The organism is Halobacteriovoraceae bacterium (genome assembly GCA_020635115.1).
Lineage (GTDB): Bacteria > Bdellovibrionota > Bacteriovoracia > Bacteriovoracales > Bacteriovoracaceae > JACKAK01.
Genome location: JACKAK010000002.1, coordinates 324,792 through 336,347, shown reverse-complemented (window position 1 = coordinate 336,347; position 11,556 = coordinate 324,792). Strand labels below are relative to the sequence as shown.

Below are 11,556 nucleotides of genomic sequence, written 5' to 3'. Positions count from 1 at the left end.
CCACCAGGAGGGTGAAATGAAGGAATTATGGGTTCCCCTTTCAGGGGCAATTGCTCAACAAAAAAAAGTTGACACAATCGCAAATAATATTGCGAACTCAAATACTCCCGGATTTAAGAAAGATCACTTAATTTTTAAGGAACATTTATCAGCTCTGACTGGTAAAGATCTTGATATCGATATTCCACGAAAAGAGTGGGCACCTGAGGATTTTTACAAATCTTATGGTGCCGAGCATGCGTTTGTAAAAGTTAGTGGTTCACACACCAAATTTATCCAAGGCCAGCTTCGACCAACTTCAAATTTATTTGACTTTGCTATAAATGGCAAAGGAATGTTTGAAGTCTTAACTCCACAAGGGCTGCGATACACTAGAAATGGGTCTTTTACAATTAGCAATCAAGGCGAATTAATAACTGCTGATGGATACAAAGTTCTAAAGCATTTAGATCTGCCTGAAGAAAGTACAGCTCAAGATAAACCATTACCGACTCCAGAAGAAAGAATAATACAACTTCCCTCTGGTAATTTATCAGTGAATATACAAGGTAAGATCTTTGTAAATGGATCACCTCTTGGAGATCTTTCAATTGTTGAATTTGAAAATTTAGATAACTTACAGAAGCAAGGAAACTCTTTATATATAAATAGTAATATTTCAAATTTAAAAACAAAAGAGATTGCGAGTACTGTACATCAAGGTTTTATCGAGGAATCCAATGTAAATGCTGTTGAAGAAATGTCAGAACTTATAAAAGCAAATAGACAATTTGAATCTATTCAGAGGGTTATTAAAACATATGATAATATCGCAAATAAATCGGTGAACGAAATTATTAAATTCTAGGAGACAATAATGATAAGAGCTCTTAATACAGCAGCTACAGGAATGAAATCACAAGATGAAAATGTAAATAATATTTCAAACAATATTGCAAACGTAAACACAGTGGGTTTTAAGAAATCAAGAACAGAGTTTGAAGATCTTTATTATGAAACAATAGATGAACCTGGAGCTGCAACATCTGATAATACGATCAGAAACGTGGGTATTCAAGTAGGATCGGGTTCAAAGGTTTCTGCAACGAGAAAGGAATTTACTCAAGGTAGTCCACAGATTACAAACAATCCTTTTGATCTGATGCTCAATGGTGAGGGATTTTTTGGAATTATAATGCCAAATGGTGAAGTTAGGTATACTAGAGATGGAGCTTTTAACGTGGATAATACTGGTAAAATTGTCACTAAAGATGGCCATGCAATATTTCCTGCAATTCAACTCCCTCCTAATACAAAAAGTGTCAGTGTTTCAGAAAAAGGTGATGTAGATGCCTTCGTTTCAGGAGAAACAGAACCTGTTGGTTTAGGGCAAATTCCAGTATTTACTTTTACAAATCCAGTTGGGCTTAAATCTGCAGGGAAAAATTTATTTTTAAAAACAGCTTCTAGTGGAGAAGCTTTTCAAAATGTGGCCGGTGAAAATAGTTCAGGATTTATACAGCAAGGAGCACTTGAGCTCTCAAATGTAAGCATTATGAATGAAATGACTAACTTAATAAAAGCACAAAGAGCATATGAAATGAATTCGAAAGTAATGACTGTAGCAGATCAAATGTTACAAACAGTAAATAATATAAGGTAAAAATGAAGTTCATTTCATTACTCATATTTATTTTTATACAATATGCATATGCCTGTGAGGTTGAGACTGGTCAATCAATCTATCTTTTAAGAGACATGATCGAAGTTAAATCCAAAGATGTAATCATAAATTCCAATTGTAATGAATTAATCAAAAATCAATTTAATGAGAGAATATTAGAATATATTGGTATTGTGAATGGAAAATATATTGAGTCACTTATAAATGAAGATTTTCCAAGCGAAAAAATTATCGTTAAAAATGACAATGTTAATATCATCACTTTGAACGACACCATAAGAAAAGAAATCTCTGAGCAATATCATTTTTCAGTCTTAAAATTTCCAAAAAAAACGGCCATTAGCTTGAAAAAAAATGATCATCTTGAAACGATCTGTTCTTCTTGCGAAAAGCTAGGAAAAACCACAATCCAAATTAACCATGTTCGAAACAATAGTATCATAGAGAAATATTTTATCCAGGTAAATATCCTTAGTGAAATTAGCGCAATTAAATTGAAATACAACATTAATCCATTAACTCCAAGTTTAAACCAATCACAATTTATTTCTGTGAAGTTAAAGACATCTACTCCCGAAATATATCTTCAAGATTTGGAAAATATACAATTTTATAAAGTAATTAGAAATCTCAAAGCAAATGATTATCTCAAACTAAACGATATTGCTCAAATAAACCTCGTTAAAGCAGGAACTCCTCTTACGTTAGAGTATAAAAAGGGAAGGTTAAATGTCATTTCAAAGGTTATTCCAATGTCTCATGGAAAACTTGGTGACATTATAAGATTAAGAACTCTTGATAATAAAAGAATAATATATGGAAAAGTTACCAATTTTAACAAGGCAGAGGTGGACTTGTGATCAATTCATACATCTATTTTTTATCTATTTTATTATTCACATCTTGTTCATCAATGGTTGATGGATTTTATGATGATTTAGATAAAGACAATCAAAAGACGATAAGTAATAATGATAAATTTGATCTCTATAGAAAACCATATGACCAAACTAACGAAAGTTCTTTTAACCATTCTTCAAATCCTCTCCAAAATAATGACAATAACTCCAGGTATTCTGGAACTTCAACTCAAACAACACAAAATCTTCCACCAAATGTTCAAAGACAATACGTTCCCGCGCAACAGTCAAGAAAGCGATATAGAGCTGAAGATCTTTTGGATAATGATACTTCAGGAAGTATTTGGGCCGTGGCCGGAAAAGAAAATTTTCTCTTCTCAACTGATACATCTAAGCAAAGAGGAGATATTGTACTCATTAATGTTTTTGATAAACTTAAAAATGAAATTTCACTTGAATTAAAAAGAGCGTTTCCAGATCCTCCAAAGAAAGACAAAGAAGAGGAAGAAGAAAAGCCAAAAGAGAATAAAGAAGGAGAAAAGAAGAAAGTGTCCAGTACTCCTCCTTCTCCACAAATTCCATCCCAAGTACCTCAAGCTCCTCAGCAAGAAGTAATCGATAAGATTTCGGCCGTGGTTATTGAAGAAATTAATAAAAATCATTTACTGGTTAAGGGAAGAAAACAAGTACTCTTTAAAAATCAGAAGCGCACAGTAGAAGTACATGCACTTGTTAATAGAAGAGACATTAATGATAATGATGAAATCTCATCAAAGAATATATTAGAGTCAACAATCAATGTATTGAGGTAATTTATGAAATATCTGCTTTTATTCTTACTCAGTTTCAATATTTACCCTCTTCCAAGTAGGCTAAAAGATTTGGTTGATGTAAAAGGTGTTCGATCAAATCCAATTATTGGATATGGTCTCGTCATTGGATTAAACGGAACAGGAGATTCAGGTGGAGAAATTACCAATAATTCACTAAAAAAAATGTTTCAAAAACTTGGACTAAATCCCCAAAATGAAATTAGCTCTAAAAATGTAGCAGCTGTTGTTGTCACTGCAAATCTTCCACCATTTGCGAGAACAGGACAAAAAGTTGATGTCACCGTTTCTTCTATTGCTGATGCTTCATCGCTGGCCGGCGGTACACTTTTAGTTTCACCACTTAAGGGTGGTGATGGAAATATCTATGCAGTTGCAAGTGGTCCAGTATCTATAGGGGGTATTACTACAGGACAACGTTTTCCGACAAGAGGTCTTATAAATGGAGGAGCGACTATTGAAAAAGAGTTAGATTTGCAATTTAACAAAAAAAATAGTCTAAGGTTAAGTTTAAAAAGACCAGATTTTACAACGGCGGCCAGAATAGAAAAGGTGATCAATCAGGAATTAGGTGGTAAATATGCAAGTGCTCAAGATGCCACCACTGTTGATCTCATTATACCTATGCACTACAAAAGAAAAATTGTCCCCTTACTCGCCATAATTGAAAATTTTAAAGTTTATCAAGATCTCAAAGCAAAAATAGTAATTAACGAAAAAACAGGAACAATTGTTGCTGGAGGAGATGTTAAAATCAATCCCGTGGCCATTGGACATGGTGATCTCACTATCCAAATAGGAGGAGAGGATCCTCAAGCAGGAGCTAATGCTGGGCCAAAACATCTCTACTTCATGCCAGAAAGCACAACTCTACAAGATCTTGTTAAAGGACTAAATGCACTAGGCACTAAACCTGATGATGTGATTTCAATTTTTCAAGCACTTCAAAAAAATGGAGCACTTATTGGTGAAATAGAATTAATCTAAGTATTTTTTATAGATAGGTCAAAATATCTATGATTGAAAAAATATAGATGCTAGAATGATTCTGGCGGTCACTTACAAGGATGTAGGATGTCAATAAAAGCAAGTAATTTAGGTGAAATGGTCAAATCACCAATTAAACGAAGCCAAACCCTCAATCAGCTTGATAATCTACATTTAGTTCCTGATCCGTATAAAAAAGTTGCGGCTGGCATGGAAAGACAATTTGCAGATTTTATGATTCAACAAATGAACAAAACTGTTGGAGATGAAACTCAATCATCAGGTGAACAATTCTATAAATCATTACAAGATAGCGAAAGAGCAAGGATCCTAACAGAAAAAGACGGGGGCCTGGGACTTCAACGGTTGATTCTTGAGCAAATATATCCTAAAAATCAAAGGACACAGGAAAATTATAAACGTTACATGGCCAATGAGCAGGCCTTACAAAAAATCTCACAGAGAAATAAACAAATACAAATTAACAAAGACAAGGGTCAACTTATAAAAAATATAGATTTAGAACCACAAACTAAAGATTCTAAAGAACAAATAAGACTTAAGGAGAAAGTCTATGAGTAACAATATTGATAATCGATCACCTTTTTTTCCAGGAAATAAAACGCAATACACTAAGGCCTCTAAAAAACTAGACCCTTCCTTGCTTAGAAGAAACAATGAAGAAAGAAAGAAAGAGCTAGAAGAAATGAGTGAAAGAGACTCTAAAGTAGATATCTCTAGTGCGATTAAAGATTTTTCACGGATTAAAAAAGCTGTTGACGCTTCGCCCGAAATTGATAATTCTGAGCGTGTAAAAGCATTAAAACAGCAAATTGATAGTGGTCAGTATGCTATAGATTATGAAAAACTAGCGGATAAAATTCTAGAGAGTGAGTTCTAATGAATACTGCAATGAAGAAAGAGCTAAATATGGAAAATAAAGAAATGATGTTGACATATTTCCAAATTATCGATGTTTGGAAAAGGTTTTGTGAAGAACATAACACTCTTTTAGATCTAACTTGTGAAGAGTATGCCCTGCTTTTAGATTCTCAAATTGAGGATTTAGAGCGAGTCATTTCTAAAAAAGATCAAGTAGTCCAAAATATAAGAACACTTGAAGAAATTCGTCAGGATCTCATCAAAAAGGTTAATGAAAACTATTCAAATCAAAAAGTGAGTTCAGTAAATGATTTACTTAGTTTAATGCGAAAATTTGAAGACAGCATAGGACAAAGTCACCTATCTAGATTTAATTCACTTTTAATTGATATAATTGAGAAGATTCAACTTCAAAATAAGAAGAATCAGTTGTTTTTGAATAAAGCGATACTATCACTCAAAGAAATCAGACAAGATGTAATGGGTGAGAAAAAGTATGCAACTTACAATGAGGCCGGAAGAACCACTGCAAAATAAATGGTTCTTTGTACCGCTACACGCATAATTTATTTATGAATACTTTTTACTTAAAGGTTTTAAGGTGGCGGACTTACTTAACATTGGAAATTCTGGATTATTTGCGGCCAAAAAGGCCCTTGAGACAACTGGTCATAACATTGCAAATGCAAATACTGAGGGATACACTAGGCAAAGGATAAATTTGCAATCAACTTCTCCTGTCACCCAATCTGGATTGAATCAAGGCAATGGCGTTCGTGTTAAAGATATAAATAGAATTCATGATCCTTATATTGAAAAAAGATTAGTTTCCAACCTATCAAGTTCAAAATACTTCGAAAATAGAACAGGACAGTTAGAACAAGTTGAAATGATCTTTAATGAAATCGACAATGAGGGTTTAAATAAAATACTCAATCGTTTTTTTAATTCTTTTAGAGAATTAGCGAACCAACCAGAAAATGAAACCATTAGATCTGTGGTAAGAGATAATGCTCAATTAATCGTAAAAGATTTTAAAAGAATTCGTGAAACATTAGGTGATCTCACAAAAAATATAGATCGAAATATTATTCAAAGTTTGGACGAAGTGAATATTGCCGCCAAACATATCGCAGAGTTAAATACAAAAATTACCACCATGGAAGCATCTGGAGATGAAACGGGTGATTTAAGAGACAAACGAGATCAACATATTCGGACAATTGCTGAATATTTTGATGTTCATACTTACCAAGACGAAAAAAATCGTTTTGTCGTTTCTATTCAAGGTGTTGGGACTCTTGTTGCTGCAGGAGAGGTGCAGTCATTAAATTTTGGAACTAATCCAGATGGTACAGCACCAAATAATCAGGGCTCTATTGACATTTTTTTTGAAGATAGAAAATCTTTTCCCGTCACTTCAAAAATAAGAGGGGGAAAAATTGGGGCACTTATATCTGTCAGAGATGGTGATTTAGATGCTTTAAAGTCACAAATTGATCAAATTGCCTACAACACAACTAAATCGGTTAACGCTATTCATAGAAGAGGATTTGTAAACCGAGAAATTGACATCATAGATGGTGAAGAACCAGTAAAGTTTGATCGACGAGGGCCAACAGGGCAAATTAATTTTTTTGAAGATATTAAAAATGTTAAAGGAGCGGCAGAGAAAATTGAACTCTCCTATGAAGTTAAGGAAGATTTAAGCAATATTATTACAGCTCTTGATGTGAATTCTCCAGGGGATAACCGTATTGCATTGGCCATTTCAAAATTACAACATGAAAAAATTCTAGATAATGGCACAACGACACTAGAAGAAAAATATCTACAATCTATCGGAAATGTAGGGATGGAGACAGGAAAGTCGAGACTAGATCAGGAGCAGGCCGAAGGATTGCTTACCCAGAGTCAGACTATAAAAGAAAGAGTGTCAGGAGTCTCCATTGATGAAGAAACATCAAACCTTGTGAGATTTCAGCATGCATACGAAGCATCAGCAAAAGTAATGAGTACAGCTGATGATATGTTTAAAACGGTATTAGCGCTCAAAAAATAGAGGTCTTGGATAATATATGACGAGAGTATCAGAAAATAGTGCTACAAATGCATTGCAAAATTCTATAAAAAAAGCAAAGGCAAAAATGGAAGATTTGCAACTTAAGGGTTCTACACTTAAAAGAATTCGTAAACCTTCAGATGATCCTGTTGCAAATGTTGAAGCATTATCTCTTGGTTCAGTTCAAAAGGATAATGAGCAGTACTTAAGAAACTCATCATATGCTCTTATGCAACTTAATACAACAGAAGAGGCCTTAGAACAAATCACAAATATACTCGTTAAGGCCAAAGAACTTGCCATTCAGCAATCATCTGATTTCTATGATAAGAATGTCAGGTCAAATGTTTCAAATGAAGTTATACAATTAAGAAATCAGGCCCTAGCAATTGCAAACAGACGTGTTGGGCAAAGATTTATATTTGCTGGTCATTCAACACTCTCAAGGCCCTTTGATATTGATGGGGAGTATTTAGGTAGTAATGGTAAAATCAACCTTGAAGTATCAAAAGATTTTTTTGTTCCTATCAATTTGACAGGAAAAGAAGTTTTTTATGGAGCAGATTTAAATATTAATAAATCTAGCCACCCTTTAAAAGATATTCCTGAGCTTAAACTTGGAAAAGAAAAGCAATCCAGAATGATCGAAAGAGATCTTGCGAGTGAAGATTCCATTGAAGAACAGGCCTACACGACAAAAGATAATATTTTTGCTCAACTCTCAAATTTTGTCTCAGCACTTGAAAACAATGAACCACAAGTCGTTCAAGATTTGCTCGAACGTCTTGATAGGTCTATTACCAATTTAATTACTCTGCGCACAAGAGTTGGTTCTATAATCAACTCAATTGAAAATGCGCAAGAAGGTGTTGAGGTCAATAAATTAAATACAGCAGAAAGAAAGAGCAAATTAGTAGACGCGGACATTGTTGATTTATTTTCTGAAATATCAAGGCAAAAGGATATACTTGAGACTACTTATAAGTCGGGCTCGAATATGCTCAACAAAAAACTATTAGATTTTTTAAGGTAAAAAAGTTTCTCGCTTTTATACCTTTATTTTCTATAGTCAATTGTATATCTTGAGTAAGATTTTTAGGGAAACCTTACATTTTTTACTTGCCTTTTTTTGGGGACGATCATATACGATGACCTACATAAAAGTGACTAGAGACGGCGCAGTAAGGGCCAAAATCTGAGGTAGATATGCTAGTTTTAACAAGGAAGCTTGGGGAAAGCATTGCAATTGATGATCATATCAAGATAGTTGTTGTTCAAATTAAAGGTAAACAGGTAAGACTAGGAATTAAAGCGCCTAAAGAAACTAAAATACATAGAGAAGAAGTTTATCAGGCAATTCAGCAGCAAAATACAGAGGCCTCTCAAACGGATATGGAAGGAATTCATAAACTAGCAGAAGAACTTGGCAAGAAAAACGACTAAACGCCCAATATTTCCTTACATATTTCAATAATTTTTCTACTTCAATGCAAGAATTTCCTTCTTGCGTACACAGTCCTCTGGCCGCTACAATCTTCGAAGGTCTAATCTAGACCTTAGGGGCCAAGAAAGGCCATTGCAACGGAGGCCATGCAAGTGAAAGTAAATACGACGAGATTTGGAGAACTTGAAGTCGACAAAAAGGATATCATTAGATTGAAAGAGGGTTTACTAGGATTTGATGAACTCACTTCTTTCTTTATCGTCGACCCTAATGACCAAACGCTCATTTTATGGCTTCAATCAACTGAAAGGCCAGAGATTGCTTTCCCTATTTTAGAACCAAGAATTTTTGTTCATGATTATAAGGTCAATTTATTGCCTGCAGAAATGGCCTCTCTAGAACTTGAAAACTTAAACCAAGCGAGTATTTACTCGATTTTAACTATACCTCAGAATGTCACAGACATGTCTGCTAATTTGAAAGCTCCACTTGTTATTAACAATCAAAAGAAAATTGCTAGACAAATTGTTCTTCAAGATAGCAAACTTGAAGTGAAACACCCAATGTACACTGATCTCAAAAAGTACATTGTTTCATTTTCTTCTGATGATACCAAAAGAACCAACGTCCAAAGACAAAGAACTCAAACGACAATAGAAGAAACCACTACTGAAAACGCTGAAATTAAATTACCTGAACAGAACGCTTAGGCCACTTCAGATTCACTAAAAGACTCACTTCCTACATAGGCAGGCAGGGATAATATAAACGTTGTACCGGTGCCCTCAATAGATTGAACTTCAATTTCTCCATCCATTTTTCCAATAAGAGATTTTACAATCACCATTCCTAGGCCAGTACCTTTTTCTCCAGATGTTCCCAATCGTGATGTTGATAACTTTGGATCAAATATTTTGCTAATGAGTTCTGCATTCATTCCAATTCCATGATCGGAAATTTTAATGTGAACCATATTTTGAGCATTCTGAGATTTATAAACCTCAATATCGATAGAGCTTTTGTGATGAGAGAATTTGATTGAATTTGAAACAATATTCGCCAGAATTTGGTTCTGAAATATAACCTTATCCACAAAAATATTTTCATTTTCAAGATTATTAAAACTAAATTTGAACATTAAATCTTTATCTTTTAATCTCTGATCAAACATAAATTCGAGAAATTTTTTAATATCACTAATACAATATTTTTTGAGTGTAAGTTGAGTTTTACCAATATCTACGGCATACATTTGTCTGACACTAGAGAGTATAGTTTCGATTATATTCATCGAGTTCATAATTTTATCAAAACTTTTTTGTTCTTTTTGATCCCGTTTACTGTTTACTAAGTTTTTCGATGAATTTTTAATAATAGAGATCGGAGTTGAAATATCATGCAGTAGAATACGCAAGAGATTATGTACTTTTAAATTTTTTGATTCTAAGTTTTTTTTAATCAATGAATCAAATTTCAAATAAGCTGAGATGAGAATCGTTGACAGAAATATATTCCCAAACATAAGAATGTTCCTTGAAAGATAGTACCCTTCTGTACTTATTTCCATCGGGAATATATATCCTGTGCCTTGCGCATATAAAAACAAAAAAGATATTACAGAACAAGTTATAAACCAAAATATTACGGTGGCAATATTTGATAAAATTCCAGCAACTAAGGGAAGAACACTGAACCAAAGTAATATATCACTTTTTGCTCCACCCGAATAATAAGCAAACGTAGATTGATGAACGATACCTGGAATAAGGACAAATAAACTTGTAATAAAAGTATTTTTTGTTACAAGAAAAGTTAATGGACTCAGCAGATGTATGACCGAAGCACCAAAACCAACATACGCAGGAATTGGATTTTTAAATGCAAAAAGAGCTATGAAAGCATAAGTCCACATCAATATGCCTGTTGATAATACAACTGCAAGATGAGACTCAAAATTCAGGCAAATTTGTTTTGATTCAGAATCAGAATATCTATTTTGTAAAAAAGAATTCAGTCGAACCAATGCACAGTCAAATATTTTTATTTTTCTCAACATTCATGCCTATCGACAAAATAGGAATGAAACTAAAATAACTTTACAGGGTAGTTTCTGTCGCAGTTTGTGAAAGATTTAGATACATACCGGCCTCTTTATTATTAGGATCTTGTGAAAGAACCTTCTCCCATTCATTCTGGGCCTCTACTACCCGACCATTTCCGTAGTATAATACTCCTAGAGCAATCTTCGCTGGTATATAGTGGGGTTGTTCATTTTTTAACCTTTTTAACTCGTCAAATGCTTTTCCAATAAAACCTTTTTTTGCATATACTTTGGCCATTTTTATTCTCGCATCTAAATTTTCAGGATCTAAATTAAAGGCCTTATTAAACTCAAATAGAGCTTCATCATATCGATTGTAAGTCATGTAGAGATCAGCAAGTTCGTAATGTTTAAAAGAAAATTTTTTGTTTATATGATTATCTTCAATTGTCGAATTGGCCTTATTAACCTTTATTCTTTCATTGGCCATTTCAAAGATTTTTTTTCCTTGTTCATATTTCCCTATATCGTTGTAAAGAACAGATAAACTTATTGAAGCATCAGTATGTGAAGGGTCAATCTCTAAAACCTTGCTAAATGCCTTTATTGCCTTACCAACTTCACCTTGAATATGGAAAATATTTGCTAAATAGAAAAAACCATCAACACTTTTTGGATTTATCTCAATGAGTTCACTAAAAACTTTTTTTGATTTTTTAAATTCCCCATCTTTATAAAGTTGTATCCCTTTTTCTACGAGGGTCTTTTCTGTTAGTTTTTCCATTAT

14 protein-coding genes are annotated in these 11,556 nt (G+C 33.5%); 12 read left to right on the top strand and 2 right to left on the bottom strand.

All coding sequences use genetic code 11. From position 1 onward, the window contains the following. The first annotated feature begins 16 nt into the window (after positions 1-16). The 12 genes from flgF to H6622_03850 all read left to right on the top strand — a co-directional run bounded on the left by flgF (position 17) and on the right by H6622_03850 (position 9,438). The gene (flgF, locus tag H6622_03905) at positions 17-847 is read left to right on the top strand and encodes a flagellar basal-body rod protein FlgF (GenBank protein ID MCB9060649.1); all 831 of its coding nucleotides are present in this window, start codon (positions 17-19) and stop codon (positions 845-847) included. A gap of 9 nt (positions 848-856) precedes the next feature. Beyond that, entirely contained in the window at positions 857-1,642 is a 786-nt protein-coding gene (gene flgG / locus H6622_03900) for a flagellar basal-body rod protein FlgG (protein ID MCB9060648.1), read from the top strand. Positions 1,643-1,644: 2 nt separating this feature from the next. Beyond that, the gene (gene flgA / locus H6622_03895; GenBank protein MCB9060647.1) at positions 1,645-2,523 is read left to right on the top strand and encodes a flagellar basal body P-ring formation protein FlgA; all 879 of its coding nucleotides are present in this window, start codon (positions 1,645-1,647) and stop codon (positions 2,521-2,523) included. Next, on the top strand, positions 2,520-3,335 hold the full coding sequence (locus H6622_03890) for a flagellar basal body L-ring protein FlgH (protein ID MCB9060646.1): 816 nt from the start codon (positions 2,520-2,522) through the stop codon (positions 3,333-3,335). The genes flgA and H6622_03890 overlap by 4 nt, the downstream gene beginning before the upstream one ends. Before the next feature lie 3 nt (positions 3,336-3,338). Then, on the top strand, positions 3,339-4,340 hold the full coding sequence (locus H6622_03885) for a flagellar basal body P-ring protein FlgI (GenBank protein ID MCB9060645.1): 1,002 nt from the start codon (positions 3,339-3,341) through the stop codon (positions 4,338-4,340). Positions 4,341-4,427: 87 nt separating this feature from the next. Further along, complete coding sequence (locus H6622_03880; GenBank protein ID MCB9060644.1) at positions 4,428-4,922, top strand: rod-binding protein; 495 nt, start codon at positions 4,428-4,430, stop codon at positions 4,920-4,922. Then, a complete protein-coding gene (flgM, locus tag H6622_03875; protein ID MCB9060643.1) occupies positions 4,915-5,241 on the top strand; it encodes a flagellar biosynthesis anti-sigma factor FlgM in 327 nt (108 codons plus the stop codon). Before H6622_03880 ends, flgM begins: the two co-directional genes overlap by 8 nt. Then, entirely contained in the window at positions 5,241-5,759 is a 519-nt protein-coding gene (gene flgN, locus H6622_03870; GenBank protein ID MCB9060642.1) for a flagellar export chaperone FlgN, read from the top strand. Before flgM ends, flgN begins: the two co-directional genes overlap by 1 nt. A 64-nt stretch (positions 5,760-5,823) precedes the next feature. Beyond that, positions 5,824-7,284 carry a flagellar hook-associated protein FlgK gene (gene flgK / locus H6622_03865; protein MCB9060641.1) on the top strand — a complete coding sequence of 487 codons (1,461 nt, stop codon included), beginning with the start codon at positions 5,824-5,826 and terminating at the stop codon, positions 7,282-7,284. Between the two features lie 16 nt (positions 7,285-7,300). Then, on the top strand, positions 7,301-8,317 hold the full coding sequence (gene flgL, locus H6622_03860; GenBank protein MCB9060640.1) for a flagellar hook-associated protein FlgL: 1,017 nt from the start codon (positions 7,301-7,303) through the stop codon (positions 8,315-8,317). A gap of 173 nt (positions 8,318-8,490) precedes the next feature. Continuing rightward, a complete protein-coding gene (gene csrA / locus H6622_03855) occupies positions 8,491-8,727 on the top strand; it encodes a carbon storage regulator CsrA (GenBank protein ID MCB9060639.1) in 237 nt (78 codons plus the stop codon). A 153-nt stretch (positions 8,728-8,880) separates the two neighbouring features. Then, positions 8,881-9,438: a flagellar assembly protein FliW gene (locus tag H6622_03850; GenBank protein ID MCB9060638.1), complete on the top strand. Its 558-nt coding sequence runs from the start codon at positions 8,881-8,883 to the stop codon at positions 9,436-9,438. Here H6622_03850 and H6622_03845 read toward each other — a convergent pair. Together H6622_03845 and H6622_03840 are read right to left on the bottom strand one after the other, a co-directional pair. Then, positions 9,435-10,784: a HAMP domain-containing histidine kinase gene (locus tag H6622_03845; protein MCB9060637.1), complete on the bottom strand. Its 1,350-nt coding sequence runs from the start codon at positions 10,782-10,784 to the stop codon at positions 9,435-9,437. The two genes, H6622_03850 and H6622_03845, sit on opposite strands and share 4 nt — an antisense overlap. 40 nt (positions 10,785-10,824) lie before the next feature. After that, the gene (locus H6622_03840) at positions 10,825-11,553 is read right to left on the bottom strand and encodes a tetratricopeptide repeat protein (GenBank protein ID MCB9060636.1); all 729 of its coding nucleotides are present in this window, start codon (positions 11,551-11,553) and stop codon (positions 10,825-10,827) included. Positions 11,554-11,556 lie beyond the last annotated feature (3 nt).

Bases quoted from the DNA above. Each gene is read 5' to 3' on its own strand.
- flgA (MCB9060647.1), top strand. From the start codon at position 1,645: ATGAAGTTCATTTCATTACTCATATTTATTTTTATACAATATGCATAT.
- H6622_03845 (MCB9060637.1), bottom strand. From the start codon at position 10,784: ATGTTGAGAAAAATAAAAATATTTGACTGTGCATTGGTTCGACTGAAT.
- flgF (MCB9060649.1), top strand. From the start codon at position 17: ATGAAGGAATTATGGGTTCCCCTTTCAGGGGCAATTGCTCAACAAAAA.
- H6622_03840 (MCB9060636.1), bottom strand. From the start codon at position 11,553: ATGGAAAAACTAACAGAAAAGACCCTCGTAGAAAAAGGGATACAACTT.
- H6622_03880 (MCB9060644.1), top strand. From the start codon at position 4,428: ATGTCAATAAAAGCAAGTAATTTAGGTGAAATGGTCAAATCACCAATT.
- H6622_03885 (MCB9060645.1), top strand. From the start codon at position 3,339: ATGAAATATCTGCTTTTATTCTTACTCAGTTTCAATATTTACCCTCTT.
- flgN (MCB9060642.1), top strand. From the start codon at position 5,241: ATGAATACTGCAATGAAGAAAGAGCTAAATATGGAAAATAAAGAAATG.
- flgL (MCB9060640.1), top strand. From the start codon at position 7,301: ATGACGAGAGTATCAGAAAATAGTGCTACAAATGCATTGCAAAATTCT.
- csrA (MCB9060639.1), top strand. From the start codon at position 8,491: ATGCTAGTTTTAACAAGGAAGCTTGGGGAAAGCATTGCAATTGATGAT.
- flgG (MCB9060648.1), top strand. From the start codon at position 857: ATGATAAGAGCTCTTAATACAGCAGCTACAGGAATGAAATCACAAGAT.
- flgM (MCB9060643.1), top strand. From the start codon at position 4,915: ATGAGTAACAATATTGATAATCGATCACCTTTTTTTCCAGGAAATAAA.